At 26.1% G+C, this 20510-nt stretch carries 19 protein-coding genes and 1 pseudogene; 2 read left to right on the plus strand and 18 right to left on the minus strand.

Going from position 1 to position 20510, the window contains the following annotated elements; genetic code table 11:
• Positions 1 to 11 precede the first annotated feature (11 nt).
• From CNEONATNEC86_RS11700 to CNEONATNEC86_RS11720, 5 genes are all read right to left on the minus strand, one after another.
• Positions 12 to 467, minus strand: coding sequence for a MarR family winged helix-turn-helix transcriptional regulator (locus CNEONATNEC86_RS11700; protein ID WP_125148154.1), 456 nt, complete (start codon positions 465 to 467; stop codon positions 12 to 14).
• Between the two features lie 356 nt (positions 468 to 823).
• Positions 824 to 2041, minus strand: a complete 1218-nt coding sequence (gene pepT / locus CNEONATNEC86_RS11705) for a peptidase T (protein WP_125148153.1) — start codon at positions 2039 to 2041, stop codon at positions 824 to 826.
• Positions 2042 to 3013 (minus strand): YybS family protein, encoded by a 972-nt coding sequence (locus tag CNEONATNEC86_RS11710; protein WP_125148152.1) that lies wholly within the window; start codon positions 3011 to 3013, stop codon positions 2042 to 2044. It abuts the gene before it with no gap.
• A 150-nt stretch (positions 3014 to 3163) separates the two neighbouring features.
• Complete coding sequence (locus CNEONATNEC86_RS11715) at positions 3164 to 4201, minus strand: M42 family metallopeptidase (protein WP_159116403.1); 1038 nt, start codon at positions 4199 to 4201, stop codon at positions 3164 to 3166.
• Positions 4202 to 4406: 205 nt separating this feature from the next.
• Positions 4407 to 5885: a cell wall-binding protein gene (locus tag CNEONATNEC86_RS11720; protein ID WP_125148150.1), complete on the minus strand. Its 1479-nt coding sequence runs from the start codon at positions 5883 to 5885 to the stop codon at positions 4407 to 4409.
• 626 nt (positions 5886 to 6511) lie between these two features.
• Here CNEONATNEC86_RS11720 and CNEONATNEC86_RS11725 point away from each other — a divergent pair.
• Positions 6512 to 7780, plus strand: coding sequence for an IS4 family transposase (locus CNEONATNEC86_RS11725; RefSeq protein WP_125147759.1), 1269 nt, complete (start codon positions 6512 to 6514; stop codon positions 7778 to 7780).
• Between the two features lie 363 nt (positions 7781 to 8143).
• On the opposite strand, the gene hisC is transcribed toward CNEONATNEC86_RS11725, so the two are convergent.
• Complete coding sequence (hisC, locus tag CNEONATNEC86_RS11730; protein ID WP_159116404.1) at positions 8144 to 9214, minus strand: histidinol-phosphate transaminase; 1071 nt, start codon at positions 9212 to 9214, stop codon at positions 8144 to 8146.
• Between the two features lie 156 nt (positions 9215 to 9370).
• Here hisC and CNEONATNEC86_RS11735 point away from each other — a divergent pair, with 156 nt between their 5' ends.
• Positions 9371 to 9763, plus strand: a complete 393-nt coding sequence (locus tag CNEONATNEC86_RS11735; protein WP_125148148.1) for a YmaF family protein — start codon at positions 9371 to 9373, stop codon at positions 9761 to 9763.
• Between the two features lie 247 nt (positions 9764 to 10010).
• On the opposite strand, the gene CNEONATNEC86_RS11740 is transcribed toward CNEONATNEC86_RS11735, so the two are convergent.
• The 12 genes and pseudogenes from CNEONATNEC86_RS11740 to CNEONATNEC86_RS11790 all read right to left on the minus strand — a co-directional run bounded on the left by CNEONATNEC86_RS11740 (position 10011) and on the right by CNEONATNEC86_RS11790 (position 20432).
• Entirely contained in the window at positions 10011 to 10658 is a 648-nt protein-coding gene (locus CNEONATNEC86_RS11740) for an HAD family hydrolase (protein ID WP_058295125.1), read from the minus strand.
• 177 nt (positions 10659 to 10835) lie between these two features.
• Positions 10836 to 11444, minus strand: coding sequence for an NUDIX hydrolase (locus CNEONATNEC86_RS11745; protein ID WP_125148147.1), 609 nt, complete (start codon positions 11442 to 11444; stop codon positions 10836 to 10838).
• Positions 11445 to 11778: 334 nt separating this feature from the next.
• Positions 11779 to 12291, minus strand: a complete 513-nt coding sequence (locus CNEONATNEC86_RS11750) for a QueT transporter family protein (RefSeq protein ID WP_125148146.1) — start codon at positions 12289 to 12291, stop codon at positions 11779 to 11781.
• Positions 12292 to 12930: 639 nt separating this feature from the next.
• Positions 12931 to 13113, minus strand: a complete 183-nt coding sequence (locus CNEONATNEC86_RS11755; protein ID WP_058295122.1) for a hypothetical protein — start codon at positions 13111 to 13113, stop codon at positions 12931 to 12933.
• Positions 13114 to 13459: 346 nt separating this feature from the next.
• Positions 13460 to 13630 (minus strand): annotated as a pseudogene (locus CNEONATNEC86_RS21555) (YdcF family protein); the annotation flags it as partial.
• A complete protein-coding gene (locus CNEONATNEC86_RS11760; protein ID WP_159116405.1) occupies positions 13578 to 13784 on the minus strand; it encodes a hypothetical protein in 207 nt (68 codons plus the stop codon). The gene CNEONATNEC86_RS11760 and the pseudogene CNEONATNEC86_RS21555, both read right to left, overlap by 53 nt.
• A 175-nt stretch (positions 13785 to 13959) precedes the next feature.
• Positions 13960 to 14757 carry a MerR family transcriptional regulator gene (locus CNEONATNEC86_RS11765; protein WP_159116406.1) on the minus strand — a complete coding sequence of 266 codons (798 nt, stop codon included), beginning with the start codon at positions 14755 to 14757 and terminating at the stop codon, positions 13960 to 13962.
• A gap of 421 nt (positions 14758 to 15178) precedes the next feature.
• A complete protein-coding gene (locus tag CNEONATNEC86_RS11770) occupies positions 15179 to 15841 on the minus strand; it encodes a GNAT family N-acetyltransferase (RefSeq protein WP_159116407.1) in 663 nt (220 codons plus the stop codon).
• A 435-nt stretch (positions 15842 to 16276) separates the two neighbouring features.
• Positions 16277 to 16732: a GyrI-like domain-containing protein gene (locus tag CNEONATNEC86_RS11775; RefSeq protein WP_058295117.1), complete on the minus strand. Its 456-nt coding sequence runs from the start codon at positions 16730 to 16732 to the stop codon at positions 16277 to 16279.
• Positions 16733 to 16940: 208 nt separating this feature from the next.
• On the minus strand, positions 16941 to 17753 hold the full coding sequence (locus CNEONATNEC86_RS11780) for a glycerophosphodiester phosphodiesterase (RefSeq protein ID WP_058295116.1): 813 nt from the start codon (positions 17751 to 17753) through the stop codon (positions 16941 to 16943).
• A gap of 404 nt (positions 17754 to 18157) precedes the next feature.
• A complete protein-coding gene (locus CNEONATNEC86_RS11785; protein ID WP_159116408.1) occupies positions 18158 to 19843 on the minus strand; it encodes a carbon starvation CstA family protein in 1686 nt (561 codons plus the stop codon).
• 370 nt (positions 19844 to 20213) lie between these two features.
• Positions 20214 to 20432 (minus strand): hypothetical protein, encoded by a 219-nt coding sequence (locus CNEONATNEC86_RS11790; RefSeq protein ID WP_058295114.1) that lies wholly within the window; start codon positions 20430 to 20432, stop codon positions 20214 to 20216.
• Between the last annotated feature and the right edge of the window lie 78 nt (positions 20433 to 20510).

The raw sequence follows: 20510 nt of genomic DNA on the forward strand, positions 1-20510 counted from the left end.
CCTCCAAAGATTTATTCTTCATAATCTTTAATTAAGTTATTTTTAATTTTTAATAATAATTTATAAAAAGTTAATCTTTCTTCTTCTGTTAAAAAACTTAAACTTTTCTTTTTGAACTCCTCATTAAGTTTTAAAGCTTCCTCCATTATTTCTTTTCCGTATGAGGTTATTATTATTCTAATTCTCCTCCTATCTTCTTTATTTGAAACTCTTTCTACCATAGATAATTTAACCATTCTATCAATTAATGTACTTGCACTTGGCTTAGTTATATCTAATTTTTCACTAATTTCAGATAAACTATATCCTGTTTCACCTACAACATATAAGAAACCCAATGCTGTAAATTGTATTCTTGTTAATTTAAATCTCTTATAGAATTTATCATTAATTTTATTTGTAAGTTTTGACACTTTTGCCATTTCTGATATTATTTCCAGTGAATCTATTGTAGTTTTCTCATCCATTTTTCTATTCTCCAATCCACAAATATTAGTTAGGATACAAATAGTTAGTATGCTAACTATTTCATAAATAATAATTATATATATTTTTTTAACTTTGTCATATTTCATATCTTAAGATAAGTTTCATTTTTAACACATTGTTATATTTTTTTTTTTTATTATTAATAATAATTTTGGAAACGTTATTATTAATTTATAATTAAATTTAAACATTTTCAAACCTTAAAATATTTTTTATCTGAACTTTTTATATACATATAAAAAAGTTTAGATAAAATAATTAAAAGTGCAAATAAATAATTTTTTACAATTATTTATTTGCACTTCTATACTAAAACCTCTATATTTCATTTAAATTATACGGAATATATCTTAACTATTTCCAAAATAATATTAGTACATATATCCATTGCTTCTGCTGTTATATGCTCATATTCACCATGAAAAGCATGCCCACCGGTTCCAAGATTAGGACATGGTAAACCCATATAGCTTAATGTTGCTCCATCTGTTCCTCCTCTTATTGGTTCAACTATAGGTTCAACTCCAAGAGTCTCCATGGCCTTTTTAGCATTTTCAATTAAATGAAAACATGGTTTAATATGCTCAACCATATTCTTATATTGATCTTTTATTGTTACCTTAACTGTATTTTCACCATACTTTTCATTTAAAAGTTTTTCTACTAATAATAAAGTGTCTTTTTTAGCTTGAAGCTTATTCATATCGTGATCTCTTAATATATAATTCATGCTTGCTTTTTCAGTGCTGCCATTGAATTTTTCCAAATAATAGAATCCCTCATAGTTTTCTGTGTACTCAGGTCTTTCACCAGAAGGAAGCATTGAGTTAAATTCTATAGCCACATTTGAAGCATTTATCATAGTGTTTTTAGCAGATCCTGGATGAACGCTAACACCTTTTATTTCTACTTGTGCAGAAGAAGCATTAAAGTTTTCATATGAAAGCTCACCTTCTACTCCACCATCAATTGTATATGCAAAATCTGCTCCAAAGTTTTTAACATCAAATAGATCTGCACCTCTGCCAACTTCTTCATCTGGTGTAAAACCAATACATATTTTTCCATGAGGAATATTTTCCTTAATTATTCTTTCACAAGCTGTTAATATTTCTGAAATTCCAGCTTTGTCATCTGCGCCAAGAAGTGTAGTTCCATCTGTAGTTATTAGTGTTCTGCCTTTTAAATTTTTAAGGTGTGGGAATTTTTCAGGACTCAAAAATTTATTTGCTCCTTTTAATAAAACATCTCCCCCATCATAATTTTCTATTACTTGTGGTTTAACATTTTCACCTGGCGCTGCTGGTGCTGTATCCATATGTGATATAAACCCAATACTTTTTTTATCTTCATATCCCTTAGTTGGCTCTATATATCCATAAACATAACCATTATCATCTACCCTACAATCTTTAAGGCCTAATTCAATCATTTCTTCAACAAGAATATGTGCTAAATCAAATTGTCTTTTAGTACTTGGATGAGTTGTTGAGCTTTCATCTGATGTAGTATATACCTTCACATATTTTAATAAACGTTCGTAAGCTTTCATTTAAATTCCTCCTTCAATTTTTAGATATTTTTCTAAAAATTCATTTTGTCTCTTTCTTATTGTAAAAACTTTATCTATAAATAAATTACACACAATGAGTGTTATAGATGAAATCTTGAAAAATTTTACTAAGCTAAATAATAAAATTAATTGGACAACTAATGTATTTACTCTAGAATGACTTAAAGAATATACTGTTTTATTGATCAATGATATACTATCTTGTATTAGGAAAAATAACATAACATATACTGTAGATTTTATAAAGATTCTACAGTATGCAATAGGTTTTATGAATCTTATGTTTAAAAAACTAATACCAGTCAATATGCCTATAATGCCAATAAATATACTTTTCCTTGAACACGATATTAATGAACCATACCTTTTAAAATTTCTTATCATTATATACTTTTTATTTGATACTTCATCTAAAAATCTAAATTTTTTTCCAAGAAATAAAGTAAAAATATACGTAAGCATCATAGTTCCAATTGGAAGAGATATTATCGACAAATAAAATATTGCATTCTTTACTTCTTCACCTAATATTGCAACATATGAAAGCTCACTTTCTATTCCTTTTATAATGCTCTGGCCTGTTATCTTGGAAAAATTAAAATCTATAAATATCATTACTATGAATGATAATATTGACCCATAAAAAAGATCATCCAATATACTCTCTTTTTTAGAAACCAAAAAGGCAGATATGATACCAAAAATCATGCTTTGGCTCATAAATATAGCAGATGCCAGATCTCCAATTGCAAATACAATTAGCATTAATGATGTTATGCTTGATAAAATTGTATATCTAAAACCACATCTTAGGTATATTACAGCAATCAATACAGGGACAATAAAATCTATGTACCCTAAATACCCCATACCCGTGCCAATAAATATAACACTCAAAACTACAAATGCAGCTGACAGCATAGCCGCTTCTGTCATCTTTTTAATCTCCAAGTATATTCACCTATTCTTTCGTTAGATTATGAATAAAAATTTCTATAAATTCCTTTTATATTATTATAATACTTTATCTACAAAATATAACTATTAAAATTTATTTTTGACGAAATTTTTGATAAATTTAATTTTAATGCTGAGAAAATTCTATTTAGTTAAATATAAGTATATTAATTTTATAGTGTTTTCAAGTGCACTTATATGAGTTCTTTCCATACCATGTGATGCTGAAACTCCAGGTCCTATAAGCGCTCCACGAATATTATTTCCGCCTTTAAGTGCAGCACCAACATCTGAACCATACATTGGATAAATATCTACAGCATATTTTAATTCATTATTTTTAGCTAAATTAACAAGGTCAGTTACCATATTATAATCATATGGACCTCCTGAGTCTTTTGCACAAATAGATACATCATATTCTGTACAACTCAAATCATCACCTATACACCCCATATCAACTGCAATCATTTCTGTAATATCTTCAGGTATATATGATGCTCCATGCCCAACTTCTTCATATGTTGATATTATGATCTTTGTTGTATATTTAGGCTTTATATTTTTCCTATTTAATAATTCTAAAAGTGCCATAAGACACGACACACTGCCCTTATCATCAATAAATCTTGATTTTATAAATCCACTTTTTGTAATTGTTGTTTTAGGATCAATAAATATAAAGTCTCCTGGACATATTCCTAATTTCATAGCATCTTCTTTTGATCTTACTACTTCGTCAATTCTTACTTCCATATTTTTTAAATCTCTTGTTTTAGTAGTACTATCTTCAAAAACATGCACTGCAGGGCTTGTGCTTAAAAAAGTTCCTGTATATAGCTTTCCTTCCCTTGTTCTTATAATGCAATATTCACTGTCTAAAGTTGGAATTATAGGTCCTCCTATATTAGTGAATTTTAAAGTTCCATTACTTGCTATTGATCTTACCATTGCACCTAATGTATCCACATGTGCTGCAAGACCAATGACCTTTTCATTTGATAATCCTTCTATTGTAATTATGCCATTTCCTTTATTAGTTGTCTCAAACTTATATCCAAATCCTTCTGATATATTTCTAATTTTTTCTATAATATCAAAACAAAATCCTGTTGGACTATTAAATTTTAATATTTCTTCTGCTGTTTTTAATAAATAGTCTTTATCAATGTCTAGTTTCATAGCTTTCCTCCGTCTAATTAATTTATTCTATAATTGTATTATTTTTAATATTATTTTTAATAATTATACTATGTTCTATTTGTAAAATGAATATCTTAAAATACCAATATTAGAAATAAAGTCAAATTCGGTTAATAATTACAAAAGAGGCTGCATCAAAATTATATAATTATTTTGACTAAGCCCCTTAAATAGTATAAAAATGTTAATTAGGATAATAGTAAAAATGTGTAGATCTATCTGAAATTGATGTATCTTCATAAATTTTTCTTCTATGAAGTATTTGATCTCCATAATTATATTTTTGATTATCTACTATATACGCATATCCATCAGTATCCCACCCCATAAATATAAATACATGTGAATAATTATTAGTAAATACTATATCCCCTGGTTTTAAATATGATAAATCACTACATGATACAAATCCATAATTTTTTAGTGTATTTTCAAACTGATAAGTATTGCACATACTGTTTGGAATACTTAATCCTATTCTTCTAAGTGCTTCTGATGCAAAATAAACACAATTATTATCTGTTCTTCCATCATGAAGCTCAACTGCTCTTTTATCTACACTTTGTTGATTATTTATGTTTGTCATATATTTAAATAATCTAAAATTAACATTTGAATGAGAATATGTAGATGTTATAGTTGCATACTGTCCATTAGGTTGAATATATAAGCTATCACTCATCCACATATTTTTAGTTATTTTTCCATTAATATCAAGCCTATATTTTTTGCCACCTACAACTATATCAGAATTAACAACCATCTCTCCAGTTTCAGGTCTAAAATAATATTCTTCATTATTACTTAAAGTTACAAATCCATACTGCATTTCTCCATTTTCATTGAAATAGTATCTCTTTCCATCATATACATATAGGCCTTTAACCATAGCACCATTATCATCTACACAATATTTTTTATTGTTAAGAGAGAGCATTGTACTTTTTTGCATTTCTCCATTTTCATTAAAATAAAACCATTGTCCATTTACAGCTTTCCAAGCATTTTGGGCAATTCCTGTCTTATCATAATAATATGTTTTTCCATCTTTCTCCTCTAATCCTTCTCTAACAGTTCCATCTTCTTTAAAGTAAAAAGTTTGTCCTTCTATGTCTTGTTCTCCTGTTAAAGGATCACCATTTCTATCTAGATAGCACCATTTTCCTTTTAAAAAATGCCATCCTTTATTAAGATCAAACTTATTATCACTTACATCACAATATGTATAAGTTCCTTTTATAATCTTATTCTCAACTTCTTCAGGAATCTTTGTGAGTTTGTTCCACCCTAGATCTAGATATGAAAGTTTCTTTAATTCACCCAATTCTTCTGGAATTTCTCCATATAGTTTAGTGTTGTTTAAATTTAAATATTCAAGATTTGTTAACAATGTTATTTCTTCTGGAAACTTATCATCTATTTTCGTATTATTCAAGTCTATTTTCTTAATTAATTTAAAATCATTTTCAGTAAGAGTCTCTCCTGATTTTCCTAATTGCTTGGCTACTTCTTCTGTAAGCCAATTTTCATCTGACTTAATTTTATATACTGATTCTGTAACAGCAATATTATCTTTTTCACTTGCATGTGCTATTGCTGGTACACCACTAATTCCAACAGCTAACGCTAATAAAACAATTATTTTTACTTTATTATTTTTCATTTTGTCAATCCCCCCATAAGCATTTTACTTATAAAGTATATCATTTTATAGCAAATTCTACAAACACAAGAAAAAATTAAAGTTTATTCTAGATATTTTTAAAAATTTTATAGCTGATGACATTAAAATATAAATAAAGGGTATAGAATCAAAGTTTAGTGGATAACAACCGAAAATCAATATATGATATGCTCGATTGCGTAAATATTTCAGCCTAAAATAGAGTTTGCAATCAATTGTACTAGTTTATGTGATTACTTAGAAAAGCCTCCTATCCCCAATAAATAAGAAAAGATCCGAATTGCAGCATAGCTGCTCTTCTTATAAGTGCACATTCTTAAGAATATATATTCCTATATTTATAAATTGATACATTTTAAAAAATAATAAAATATTAACTTTCTAAATCTTTAACATATATAAATAACTCTTCCTTAATTTAAAAATATATTTATAAAAATAATATTGACACTATAAATTTAGATGAAACAAAGAAATAAAGCTCTCACGTTCGGCCAATGTCGTCAACTTAAGAAAATATAGAAAATTTAATAAAAAACACTTGACAATAGGTAAAAAAATGCAGCCTCGCTATAGATATTAAATTTATAGCGAGGTTTGATTTTATGAAAAATATTAAATTACTATCACAAATTTTAAAACGAACAAATAAATTAATTGTTTCAGATGAATATAAGCAGTCATATAGTTTAGGAAATTCTTTTTCAAGGAAAAGAAAACTATCGTTTTCTAATGTAGTTTATTTAATTTGTTCTGTATTACGAAAGTCTATACCTTTAGAAATAGATAATTTTATTGAAAATCATACATGTTTAAACTTTCCTAATATATCAAAGCAAGCATTTTCTAAAGCAAGACAAAATATTTCACCTGAAGCCTTTAAAGAACTATGTAGATTATTTGTTGATTCTTTTTATAATTCAAAAAAGAAATTGAATAAATGGCATGGATTTAATATTCTTGCAGTTGATGGAACATCTATACAAGTTCCTGATACTATTGAATGTGGTAAATACTTTGGAGTAAGTAAAAATCAAAATAAAACTCAAACAGCAGTTGCGACGGCATCAGCCTTATATGATATATTAAATGATATTATAATTGATGCTTCAATAACTAAATTTAAAACTAGTGAAAGAGAATTAGCAAAACAACATCTAGATCAAATCAACAATGAAAAATTATCAAAAAACAGTATTGTAATATTTGATAGAGGATACCCTTCTTATGAGATGTTTGACTATTTAGATACTAAAAATATGCTTTTCTTAATGAGAGTACCATCATCATTTAAAACAGTACAAAATATTGATTCCAATGATTGTATTTTGGAATATAAAATAAAGAGAAAATACAGAAAATTGCGTGTTATAAAAATAGAGCTTTCAAACAACATTACAGAAATATTAGTCACTAATATTTTTGATGAAAACATTAAATATGATGAATTTAAAGAGTTGTATTTCCTTAGATGGGGAGTCGAAAGTAAATACAAAGAGTTAAAAAGTAGTATTCAGATAGAAGAATTTTCGGGAACAAAACCAATTTCTATAGAACAAGACTTTTTTGTTTCTATTTATTTATCAATGGTTGTAGCTCTTATAAAAGATGAGGCCGATGCTGCGATAGCAGATGAAATTAAAGATAAGAATTTAAAATCAATGTATCAAGCAAATCGAAATTTTATACTTGGGCAAGTTTTTAATAGAATTATTAATTTATTAGTTAATGCTAAATTAACAAGAAAAATTTTAGAAATAATATTAGAAAAATCTAAAAAAATTCGCTCACAAATACGTCCCAATCGTTCTCGTGAGCGAAAAAACAAACATCCAAGGAAAAAGCATCATCACAATAAAAAATCATGCATTTAAATTACAAATAATTGCATATTTCAAAATTCACTTTAACCAGTGGATTTATTTAGTGTACCATTTTTTAGAAGAAATTTAAATATATCATCTAAAAATAATCGTGATTTATATTTACAAATTACTTAAGTTGACGACATTGCACGTTCGGCGGTGCCTTGCATTCAAAAATGAGGCTTTAGAATTTTTACATTAATGATTGTTCCAAAATTGTTTGTCCAATTTTACATTGGAGCAAACGATTTTGGGCACAATCATTGATGTTTAAATTCTTAGTCTCATTTTTGTAGCAAGCGAGCCGAATCTGAGAGCTTTATTTCGGTTATTTAACTCTAAACTTTCTACATCCTATATTTATGTTATGATTTAATTATCCTTTTGTTTTAGTATAGCGTCAAGTTTCTTTATTAATATTTCCATCTCTTCATCTGTTCCAATTGTTATTCTTAAATAATTATTTATTCTTTCTTTATTGAAATATCTTACAAGTATACCATGATCTTTTAGTTCCTTATAAAGAAACTCACCTTTAGCTTCTTTATGCCTTGCAAAAATAAAATTAGCCTTAGAATCAAGTACTATAAATCCCATTTCTTTGAGTCTAGCTATTGTCTTTATTCTTGTATTAATTATTTTATTTCTAGTTATTTCAAAATATTCTTTATCGTCAATTGCTGCACTAGCTCCAGCTAAAGCAATTCTATCTATTGTATAAGAATTTATACTATTTTTTATTTTATTTAGCCCCTCAATAAGATCTTTATTACCTATTGCAAAGCCAACTCTAAGGCCTGCTAAAGAACGTGATTTTGAAAAAGTCTGAACTACTAAAAGATTATCATATTTTTTAGTATATTTAACCATGCTTTCCCCACCAAAATCAACATAAGCTTCATCTATTATTACAACATTTTCTGAATTTGCTTCTACAATATTTATAAGATTATTTGTATCTATAAATTTTGCTGTTGGTGCATTAGGATTAGGAATAACAATTCCACCATTTTGTGTTCTGAATTTTTCAAGAGGAATATTGAAATTATCATCAACTTTTACTAACTCATAATTTAAATCTAATAATTCAGCATAAACCTTGTAAAATGTATAGCTTATATCAGGAAATAAAATCTTTTTATCTTTTGAGAAAAATGCCATGAATGAGAATGCTAAAATCTCATCTGATCCATTTCCAATAAAAACTTCATCTTCGTCTGCATTATAAAATTCTGCAATCTTTTTTATAAGATCACTACATGTTGGATCTGGATATAACTTCAAATCACCATTTACTGCATTTCTCATTGCTTCCATTGTTTTTTCTGAAGGAGGGTACGGATTTTCATTTGTGTTAAGTTTTATGTATTTTTTATCCTTAGGTTGTTCCCCAGGAATATATGCTTCTATGTTTTTTACTTTTTCATTCCAAAATTTACTCATAATATAAGCCCCCATTGTATGTAATCTAATTAATGTATATTATACATTAATTCAAAAGCATATGATAGTTTCTATTTTTAATTTTTCATTTTTCTGTAACATTATCTCATATAATACATAATATATAGTATAAATGAACTTAGGAGGAATAAATGAATGTCAAATAATAGAAACGAAAGAAATAGATCTTTTAATTGTACTAGCTCTGATGAAACTCATAATCATGAATTCTTAACTAGTACAAATTATGATGAAAATGATGAGTGTGAAATTCACAATCATAGAGTTGCTGGAGTAACTGGCCCTGCTATTCCTTGCAGAGGATCACACGTTCATAAAGTAGAAGCATTTGTAGACACTTACGATGGTCATATCCATAAAATTTGTGATACAACTGGACCTGCTCTAAGACTTCCTAACGGAAAACACATTCATATAGTTAAAGGTGAAACTACTAAAAATGATGAGAATAATCATGATCATGCTTACTACTTTGCAACATTAATCGATAATCCCTCAGATATTGATGAAGATGAATGTTCAAGATAGAATTTAAGCTATTAAAATAGTCTATATAGAAAACTCTATAAAATAATAAAATAGCTTCCTATGATAGATTTTAATATCATAGGAAACTATTTTATGTCAGTAAAAAATAAAATACGAGTTAATTCTGAAATTTTGAATATCTTTAATATTTACTATAATAATTATAATCTCAGTTCTGTTTTATATTAAAATCTTCTAATTTAGACCTTTCATATCCGAATTTTCTATTTATATATCACATATCCAATTATAATACTTTTATAATTTCAATATCAATATTTCTTATGGAATCTACAATAATATCCGCTTTAGATAAATCCTGATTGCCTGAATTTACATTTCTAAAACCGAAACATTTCATCCCTGCGTTTTTGGCAGCTAAAACTCCATTTCTAGAATCTTCAATTACAATGCATTCTTCTGGATTTACACCTATTCTTTTACTTACTTCTAAATAAATATCTGGCTTTGGCTTGCCCTCTTTTACTTCATCACCGCTTACAATACAATCAAAATATTTTCCTAACTGAAACTTTTCTATAACTGTAATTATTAATTCTTTTGGTGATGATGATCCTATTGCTGTCTTTATATTATTGTGTTTTAAACTTATTAACAATTCAGGTATTCCTGAAATTGCATTTATTTTAGTTTCTTTTATTCTCCTTATTGTTAATTCCATTTTGTATTCTAATATTTCCTTAATAGATTTTTGTATTTTATATTTATTTATAAGATCATTTAACATATATTCATTGGTAGTTCCAACATACTTATTTAATTCATCTTTTGAAATATTTACACCAAACTCTCTCATTGTCTGCATATCAACTTCAAAATGTATTGGCTCACTATCAATAATTACCCCATCCATATCAAATATAACAGCTTTCATTTTTTTCACCTTTTAATTATATTTCAGTATAAAGTTTTCTAAATACTCTTATACCATCAACGAATCCCATTTTCTCATAAAATTTATAAGCATTTTTACGAAAATCTGAAGAAACTAAAATAGTATAAATATATTTTTAAATATCTATGAACTATAATCATTCCCTTTAATTACATTTTAAATTTCAAATAGCTTTTCTCCTAAAATCACAAAACTTTGTAGTAAAAGAAAGCACTTTATATCCATATTACTATTTTCAGAAATTATTTTTTTTGCTTCTTCTCTTGAAATAATCATTGGCTCAATGCACTCATCATCTTCTAATCCATCAGTGTCTATTTCACCTTCGCACTCGCAAAATACTAAACTAACACATTCATCTGTCATACCTGGAGATAAATATAGTCTACCTTTTCCATTTTCCATTATATTAGTAACAGTAAGACCTGTTTCTTCTTTTAATTCACGAACAACCGAATTCTTTGCTTCTTCTCCATCATCAATAAGACCTGCTGGAAGCTCATAAACATAATCATTAACTGGGATTCTGAATTGTCTTATAATTACAAGCTTATTTGATGGTTTATGAAGTGCTGCTATTACCACTGCATCATCTTTATCTTTTTTCCCATTAAAGAATTTTTCTTTTAAATCTTCATCTTTTTTTCGTGAAGCAATCATCCAGGTTCTCTTATTACCTTTTTTATTTTCATATTCTGCTTCATAAAAACTTAAAAATCTAGTTTTGTTTAGTGTTTTAATATTAGTCACCTTATTTCTGTCCATTATGTATCCTCCCTATGTCGTATTAACTTTATTATCAACTAATTTCTTAAAAATAATTATACCATTTTTATTTCTTTTACAAAATACACACTATTATCAATTCCAGAATAATTTAAATTATTAATAAAAAAATATCTAAGATAAAAATTAAATTTTCATCTTAGACAGCTCTTACTATTATTCTTAAAATTAAATAGTTCTATTAATTGTTACATTGTTTAATGCAAATATTTCATTATTTATTAAGTTGCGTAAATAATTTTATAAAAATAAAGATATAATAATTCTATTTAGCTTTTATCAGAATTATTATATCTCTACAAAATTATTTTTATTAGTATTGGCTTACAACTAATAATTTTTTATATTTACTTTGAATCATTTTAACTACTGGAACACCTACTATTGTTACGACAACAAATTCTCCAATTGCAACTTCACCCATTGAAAGTACAAGAGGAAGTTGATAAAGGTAATTAAGCATCCATCCTATTATTAATCCATTAAAAATAGTAGGCCAAAGTGATGCAATAACAAGTGACTTTGTATTATTTTTAATATACTTTCCTGTAAGTGATATTGCATAAACACTTATGAATGTCGCAATGGTACCAAAAATAATATCAGCTATTCCATTAGGACCTAATATGTTTGCAATCAGACATCCAAGAGTAAGTCCACCAATATAAAATGGATCAAAAAAAGCTAAAAGTACCATTATTTCTGAAACTCTGAATTGTACTGCTCCATAACTTATAGGTGCTAATGCTAATGTTATAACAGCATAAAGTGCTGCAATTATTGCTGTCCTTGCTAATCTTTGTACTGTCTTTTTTTTATTATCCATAAAATAATACCTCCATAAATTAAAATAAGTGTAATTTAATAAATGGATTCCTCCTAAATTCTACTGTCAATTCTTAAGCAGTCATAAGGTTATTTATTCTTATATAGATAATAACTTTATAAAAATTGCATGTACTTAATATTTGGTGTTTAAATTCTAAGTATTAATAAAAATTTTTAAAAAATAGTATGATTATTTTTAGATATCTGCTCTTCACACATATACAAAAAAGTAGTATGCTGATAATTTTTATTTTTTATTATTCATACATTCCTTTTCTTATTTTTATAAAATTAATACATACATTATTCCATAAAAAATATATTAAGTGTAGATTTTACAATAATATAGTTTAATCAAAAATAAAAAAATCGTAGGTTAATATTACCTACGACAAATAAACACACAAAAATTAAGAATTTTAAAAAATATAAAATTCTTTTATTATTTGACCGTAGTTTTATTTAAAGTCAGGAGGCTTTCGAACTGACATTTATTAAATTTTCTTTTATGATTATATCAGATATATATGATAATTACAATATAAGTATTTCAACTTATATTATAATTATCATCTTTAGTAGCTTATTTTATTAACTAGTATCATTAACCACTTTTTAAAAATACATAAATTAAATATTAATTTCTTTTTACAAGAGCATAATACTTTCCAAATCTTCTTATCTTTTTTATAATTTCAAATCCCTCTTTGGATTCTCCTAAAATTTCATCTTTTGCTACTTCTAATAACATTGTTGGCTTTTTTTCTTTTCTACTTCTTGAAATAACTACTTTTTTCCCTTTATTATTTCTGTTTGGCATATTATTCTTATCCTTATTTAAGTACTACAGTTAGTATATTAAATAATTAAAAAATATGTTCTCAGATATTGTTTCAGTATCTAATCTTCTATAAATTTATTCATAATTTCCTCAACAATATAAATAAATTATCTTAACTTTATAATTTAAGTCTTTTCGATTATAAGATTAACATACTTGATGCTTCTATATTTAAATTCCACATTTTTTATAGTTTTATATTTAATAAAAATACTACCTCCTGAATTTGAATGTTCAGGAGTTTATATAATCTAAACATTACTTTATTAAACATTATTTTAATTGCATCAAAACACCTAAATAGACATTTAATTGATTATAAAGTCTATTTATCAAATAAAACTGTTTTTACCATAGCAAATCCTTCTCTTACATAACTAATAGGTATAAGATACCACTTAGTAGCACTAGAATAATTATCTACATTAGAATATCCATGTCTTTTAGCAATAATTCTGCTTCTTAGTGCATGAAAATCTGTCGTAACTATTTTTACGATACAATGCACCAACCTTTTCTGCAAAGCTATTGCTATTAGGATCGCCTTTTCCATCTATCATTATAAATTTCTGTTTAGGCACAGTAATTAACTCTGGCTTAGTTTTAGGTAGATATAACCCTTTTTCATGTTTTCTATATTCATGTTTCATAAACTTACCTCTCAATATTTCCATTTAAATAATCCTGTTTTTAATATGTATTACCAAAAAATCATTAATTTAGATTTAAAATCCTTACCAACCTTTCTTTAAAATATTTTTCTATAATAAAAATGTAATATTATCATAATGTCGATAAGGATTTAAAATTTATCCGTACATTTAATTATTTCTTCTTAATAGGAAAATAAATTTCTGTTATTATTTCTTCCCCGTCCATAGGTCCCTTAATATATTTTTCATAAGGATGTCCCCATATTTCATATTCACTGTTTTCAATATATTCAACCATTTTTCCATAACCTTCTGGAAGCTTTTCTGAGTATGGTCCTTTTACTACGGTCATTGCATATATCCCTCCTTTAAGAACCTTTGTAAACTCATTTGATTCTTTAACTGGAAGTGCTACTTCTGTATCATTTTCTTCCGGATTAAATTCACCATCATAATATATAGACATTGGTGCTCCAGCTACAGTTAATTTATTTTTTGCTACTATCTCAAATAACTTTCCAATATATTTTCCATACTCATCTACTTTCATAATTTGTCTGCTGCTTAAAATGTTCATATCCTCTGCATTAATAATTTTAACTTCTATATTTTCAATAAATGACATAATATCATATCCCTTCTCTAAATTTAATAAATCTACTTTTATTGATTTTTCAATATTTTTATATTTATTAAGTATTTCTTTTATTTCTTCTCTTTTTTCTTTAATTTTATTTTTTGTATATTCTAAATCATTTCTTATAAGTATTTCTTTTATTTCATCAAGTGAAAAGTTATAATTTTTTAATCTGTTTATTAAAAGCATTATTCTTACCTGGCTTACTTCATAAAACCTATAATTATTTTCTCCATTTATTTTCACTGGTTTTATTAAATCAATATCATCATAATGTCTTAAAGTCCTTGTTGTCACATGACATATTTTTGAGAATTCCCCTATAGATAACATTTAAATACTCCTTTCAATTTATATCTATCCGCTAGCTTGATTAAAGTATACTGTTTGACGTTACGTTAAAGTCAACTATATTTTAATTTTCTTATGATTAAATTATCACATATAATAGGATGATTTTATATTAATAAATATATTTAATAAATTTTAATATTAGTTTAATTATAACAATATGCTTAATTTATATGTTGTAAGAAGTGAATTGGAAATAATAAAAAATTATAAAAAACGAGAAATTACTTAAATTTCATAATTTCTCGCTTTTTAATATTTATTTAAATTTTAAAATTTATTAAACTTTTCTTAGTTTATATAAATTTCTGCATTTTCATGAATTTATATAACTTCTAAATATTTCCGAGCAAAGCAATAAAAGTGAGAGATTATCATAAATTTTCTATAATTTTAGAATTAATTATTTTCTTGGCTTTCTCATATTTATTAATTCTATAAATCTTTTTTGGCTTGGCAGATCTGAACTCTTTTCTTTTTTAGGAAAACCTTTTTCAAATTCATCTGCTTTTTCTCTGTCAACTTCAAAAATTCCATCCTCAAAGAATCTCCCCTTGCAGTTTTTTAAAGCTCCATTGTAAAGTTCAAAAGCCTGTAATGGTGCAGAATACATATCATCTGGAGTTCCTATTTCATAATTTTCAGCTGGAACAAAACCATATCTCTTATAATAGTCTGGATCACCATAAATTAATATTCCACGATATCCAAGCTTTCTTGCAACTTCCTTACTATGTTCAATGAGCCTTCCTCCAACCCCTCTATTTTGAAATTCTGGCAAAACAGAAATTGGTCCAAAACAAATAACGTCATTATATGAAGTCTTATCATCACATAATATTTTTGCCTTACTGTAAACAATATTACCTACAATTTTATCTCCAAGCTCTGCTACTATATCTAACTCTTTTATAAATGCATCTGACTTTCTCATAATATGAATTATATAATGTTCATCACATCCTGGAATATAAACATTCCAAAAAGCTTCTCTTGTTAAATTTTCAACTTCTTTATAATCTTTTGGCTCTTCTAAACGTAAATTTATATTTTCTATATCTATCATAAATTTCCTCCACTCTTGCTAACATACAATAACTAAGAGAATTTTTATATTTATTTACTTCATCTAGTATCTTAAACAAACTTCATATACCTAAAAATAATTATATCATAATTAAAATTCACATATTAAAAATATTTTTAGATTATTTAATATAATATATTTTTCTTATTTTTATTAAAATATAAAAAAATGAGAAATTATGAATTTTTATAATAATCTCTCATGAATATATAGAAATATAATTCTTATTAAATTTTACTATAACCTATATTTTAACATTGATAACTCTTTAATCCATGTGAGCTCCCTATAATAATTATAATTTTATAGTATCGTATTAATCTCAATAATATTCCGTTGTAAATACAATGTTGCTATTTTAATACGTTAATACTAATAATTAAAAACTTATTTGTAATCCATTAAAACATAATATTATTTTAATGAAATATAAATATGAATTTCAGCATTATCAATATCTGTATTTATGTATTCCTCAAAATCACATGTATAAGCTCTTTCCAAATTCATCTGCCAAAGTTTTTGCCAAAATTCATATACTGCCTTTTGCATTTGTCCTTTTACAACAAACTTAGCATAATTTCCAGCAGGTATTATTTTTAATATTGTACCAGTCGGAATCTTTTCGTCATTACTTATTTCACAACCTACACTCATATCATAATCTCCATTATAATCACTTTCATAATCAGAATACAATCCTATAGTTTTGTCATTAATTTTATTTTCAATTGCTGTAAAGATTCCTTCTTTAAAAAATTTATTCCAAAGTTCTCCAATACTCTTGTTCATATTAGGATCATTATTATTAGTCCTAATATTTAATCCTGCTACTTTCTTTTCTTTTAAATTTACAATTTCATAATTCATAACTTATCCCTCTTTTCATGATTGATAAGTTAAATATATCATTTATAAACTGACAGCATTATGTCATATTTATTATAAAATTCGCTTAAAATGATATTAAATCAGCTGTAATAATATATACTTTTCTAATTCATATTTTCTAACAACATTTATTTAATACATATACTATAATTAAATACATTGCTCTATTTTACTTTCATTATTTGTTTTATGAATTTCCTATAAAACCATTAGTTCTATTTGTACTTATAAAATCTACACCATAATTTATTAATGTACTTATCATTTCAGATTCATCAACTGTCCATACATTCACTAAAACTCCTTTATCATGTGCATATACAATACATTCCTTTGTTACAGTTCCTTTATCAGAATCTATATTCATGTGATTTTCAGAGCAAAAATCAATATTCTCTTTATTTAAATCAGCAAGCCATTGAATATTTATATTAGAATTTTTATGCCTTATATTTTCTAATATTTGTTTATTAAAACTTATTATTATTACATTCTCTTCGGCATTAAATTCATTAATAATATTTAAAAACTTTTTTATGTTTCTTTTTGATAAGCTTTTTATTTCTATTACTGATTTTATTTGTTCCTTATTGCATACATATAAATATTCTTGTAAAGTTGGAATTTTAATTTTTTTATATTTTTCAACATTATTTCCCGCATCTATGTTGAACTTTCTCAATTCTTTTAATGTAAAATCACTTACTCTACCACTTCCATCTGTCATTCTGTCTATAGTATCGTCATGCATAATAATAAATTCGTTATCCTTTGTTTCCTGAATATCACATTCACATGCATAAAAATTATGTTTACCTGCTAGAACATATGCTGGTAGAGTATTTTCCGGTGCACATGAACTTAAGCCTCTGTGTGCTATAAATTTAACTCTACATTCTTCATTCTTTATAGTTGCTTCACTTGTCAATATATTAAAATTCATAAATGCTAGCGCTATAGTAATTGTAATTATTGTTAATCTATAAAATAATTTGTTCATTAGGCTTCTCCTAATTTTCTTCTCTTATTTTCATATTATAAATAATATTATTTACATAATTATATTTTTTATAGATTAATTTTCATACTATTTAAAATATAAGAAGATAATTATATGTCCACCAAGCCAAGCTGTAATTAATAGATTATATTTATAAAATTATGATTAAATATATAATTTAGTTGTTTTAAAAATAATAACTTTTTAATAGTTTATATATTTTATAAATATAAAAATATATTAATTTACTTTTTCACCTATTTTATTAAGCAATTCTAAATTTCACATAACATAATAAGAAGCTGGTAAAAAAATAAATATCATCTATTTTTTGCCAACTTCTATAGTTTATTTTAAAATAGTATTTATATAATTTAATTTTGTTCTACAACACAATAAACTCATTACACTATTGCTGAAGCACTACCAGTTTCTTTTTCACCTTTTCCAAAAAGTTTCTTGAAACATGAAACTGCAACCATAAATCCAAGACAAATTAATAATATTGCAAATATTAATTGTAATCCATCAGTAAGGAATACAAATTCTCCAGCCCCTATTTTTTTTGCAATACCAAGAATAGATTGTACTAATGCTGTAAAAGTAACTGCAAGCATTATTCCCATTGGTGCCCAGAGCATAAATCCTTTTCTTTTTGTTGTTTTTAAAAATACTGCAAGTGAAATTAAAACTAATGCTGATAATAATTGGTTTGCTGCTCCAAATAGAGGCCAAACATTATTATAGCCACCAAGTGAAAGTATAAGACCAAGTGCTAATGTAAGTATTGTTGCAAAGTACTTATTAGTCATTAATTTTGCAATTCCACTTACTTCTTTACTATCATCACTAAATAACTCTTGAAGCGACATACGTCCAATACGTGCAACTGAGTCAAGTGATGTAAGTGCTAATGCTGATACGCACATTGTCATGATACAAGACGCTACATGTTCAGGAATTCCGAGAAGACCCAAAAACCCCGCTACATTTCCAGCAAATATTGAAAATGGTGTTCCTTCTGGCATTTGTCCACCTTTTGCTGCATATCCAACAACAACAAGTGCAACAACACCAAGTAATGATTCAATAAGCATAGCTCCATATCCTATGAAAAGCATGTCCTTTTCATTCTTAACTTGTTTTGATGAAGTTTCTGATGACACTAAACTATGAAAACCTGAAACAGCACCACATGCTATTGTTACAAATAATGTTGGAAATAAATACTTACCATTAACCTCAAAACCAGTAAATGCAGGTAAATTCATATCTGGATTTGCAACAACAACTCCAAGTACTGCACCAACTATCATTCCAATAAGTAAAAATGTACTTAAATAATCTCTAGGCTGCATTAAAAGCCACATTGGTGTTATTGATGCCAAAAAAAGATATATAAAAGTTACAACAAGCCAAGTTGACTTTCCAAAGTATAATGGAAATTTAATTCCCACAAATAACATTCCTACAAAAAGAATAATTCCTATAATAAACTGAAGTATCTGGCTTGGTTTTTTATATTTTATAAATAATCCAAATATCATAGCTACAACAATATATAACATTGATATAGATGCTGCTGCTGCATTAGGTGTGACTAATGAACCATCCTTTGCAAATCCATTAAAAGTATTAGCAACTATGTCTGAAAAAGCTGCAATAACTAATAATGTAAATATCCAAGCAAATAAGAAAAAGAACTTTCTTCCTGTTTTTCCTATATACTGCTCTATAAGTCCACCGATAGACTTACCTTCATTTTTAACTGATGCATACAATGATCCGAAATCATGTACTGCACCAAAAAATATACCGCCAATAAGTACCCATAGTAATACTGGTACCCATCCAAACATTGCTGCAATAATTGGTCCTGTTACAGGGCCTGCTCCTGCAATTGATGAAAATTGGTGTGAGAAAACAACTTCTTTTGGTGTTGGAATATAATCTTCCCCATCTTCCTTAGTATATGCAGGTGTTTTAGCATTTGGATCGATTCCCCAAGTTTTAGCAAGGTATCTTCCATAAGTAACATAAGCAATTACTAATACTACTATAGATATACCTACTATAGACAATCCATTCATTTTTAACATCTCCCTTAAATTAATAAATAAAAGAATAATTTCTCTTTTTTAAAATCATTAATAATATTATTACTTTTTTAATAGTTTGTCAAATTATTAATTGATTATATATCTATTTAACGCTATATTGCTATTTTTTATAGGCTTATATAAAATACAACAATATTTAAGACTAAAGTAAGCATTATAAATTTCTATCTATAAGTATATAAATTTGCATAAAAAACTGACATATGTAAAATAATATGCTTCCTTTATGACAGATAATTTTATCTATCTACCATAATAGGAACATATCATTATACACATGCCAGCAATATTTTAATAAATATAATCCAACACAACATAAGTTTACTCAATAATTTAATTATTACATTACTCCATATGCCATAATAATTAAGTCATCTTCCTTTATTGCATGTAATTTAATTAAATTATTATTTTGTATATATAAAACAGCATCATTAAATTCTTGTTTTGTGATTTCAAAATCCTTAAACCCAATTGGACCTTTACAAACTATGCCTCTCAAATCTCTTAGGGGCATCTCTTCAACTCTCTCTAATATTCTGATACAATTTTCATTCATAAAAAAACACTTCCCTTCTTTTATATTATTATACGCCCTTTCTGAAAACCTTTCCATAGTTTTTTGAAATTTATTTTC

The sequence above is a fragment of the Clostridium neonatale genome, assembly GCF_900465025.1.
Classification (GTDB): Bacteria; Bacillota; Clostridia; order Clostridiales; family Clostridiaceae; genus Clostridium; species Clostridium neonatale.

What these genes read in the sequence shown, in the direction of transcription:
- CNEONATNEC86_RS11700 (WP_125148154.1), bottom strand. Translation starts at nt 467, where the DNA reads ATGGATGAGAAAACTACAATAGATTCACTGGAAATAATATCAGAAATG.
- pepT (WP_125148153.1), bottom strand. Translation starts at nt 2,041, where the DNA reads ATGAAAGCTTACGAACGTTTATTAAAATATGTGAAGGTATATACTACA.
- CNEONATNEC86_RS11715 (WP_159116403.1), bottom strand. Translation starts at nt 4,201, where the DNA reads ATGAAACTAGACATTGATAAAGACTATTTATTAAAAACAGCAGAAGAA.
- CNEONATNEC86_RS11720 (WP_125148150.1), bottom strand. Translation starts at nt 5,885, where the DNA reads ATGAAAAATAATAAAGTAAAAATAATTGTTTTATTAGCGTTAGCTGTT.
- CNEONATNEC86_RS11725 (WP_125147759.1), top strand. Translation starts at nt 6,512, where the DNA reads ATGAAAAATATTAAATTACTATCACAAATTTTAAAACGAACAAATAAA.
- hisC (WP_159116404.1), bottom strand. Translation starts at nt 9,214, where the DNA reads ATGAGTAAATTTTGGAATGAAAAAGTAAAAAACATAGAAGCATATATT.
- CNEONATNEC86_RS11735 (WP_125148148.1), top strand. Translation starts at nt 9,371, where the DNA reads ATGTCAAATAATAGAAACGAAAGAAATAGATCTTTTAATTGTACTAGC.
- CNEONATNEC86_RS11740 (WP_058295125.1), bottom strand. Translation starts at nt 10,658, where the DNA reads ATGAAAGCTGTTATATTTGATATGGATGGGGTAATTATTGATAGTGAG.
- CNEONATNEC86_RS11745 (WP_125148147.1), bottom strand. Translation starts at nt 11,444, where the DNA reads ATGGACAGAAATAAGGTGACTAATATTAAAACACTAAACAAAACTAGA.
- CNEONATNEC86_RS11750 (WP_125148146.1), bottom strand. Translation starts at nt 12,291, where the DNA reads ATGGATAATAAAAAAAAGACAGTACAAAGATTAGCAAGGACAGCAATA.
- CNEONATNEC86_RS11755 (WP_058295122.1), bottom strand. Translation starts at nt 13,113, where the DNA reads ATGCCAAACAGAAATAATAAAGGGAAAAAAGTAGTTATTTCAAGAAGT.
- CNEONATNEC86_RS11760 (WP_159116405.1), bottom strand. Translation starts at nt 13,784, where the DNA reads ATGAAACATGAATATAGAAAACATGAAAAAGGGTTATATCTACCTAAA.
- CNEONATNEC86_RS11765 (WP_159116406.1), bottom strand. Translation starts at nt 14,757, where the DNA reads ATGTTATCTATAGGGGAATTCTCAAAAATATGTCATGTGACAACAAGG.
- CNEONATNEC86_RS11770 (WP_159116407.1), bottom strand. Translation starts at nt 15,841, where the DNA reads ATGATAGATATAGAAAATATAAATTTACGTTTAGAAGAGCCAAAAGAT.
- CNEONATNEC86_RS11775 (WP_058295117.1), bottom strand. Translation starts at nt 16,732, where the DNA reads ATGAATTATGAAATTGTAAATTTAAAAGAAAAGAAAGTAGCAGGATTA.
- CNEONATNEC86_RS11780 (WP_058295116.1), bottom strand. Translation starts at nt 17,753, where the DNA reads ATGAACAAATTATTTTATAGATTAACAATAATTACAATTACTATAGCG.
- CNEONATNEC86_RS11785 (WP_159116408.1), bottom strand. Translation starts at nt 19,843, where the DNA reads ATGAATGGATTGTCTATAGTAGGTATATCTATAGTAGTATTAGTAATT.
- CNEONATNEC86_RS11790 (WP_058295114.1), bottom strand. Translation starts at nt 20,432, where the DNA reads ATGAATGAAAATTGTATCAGAATATTAGAGAGAGTTGAAGAGATGCCC.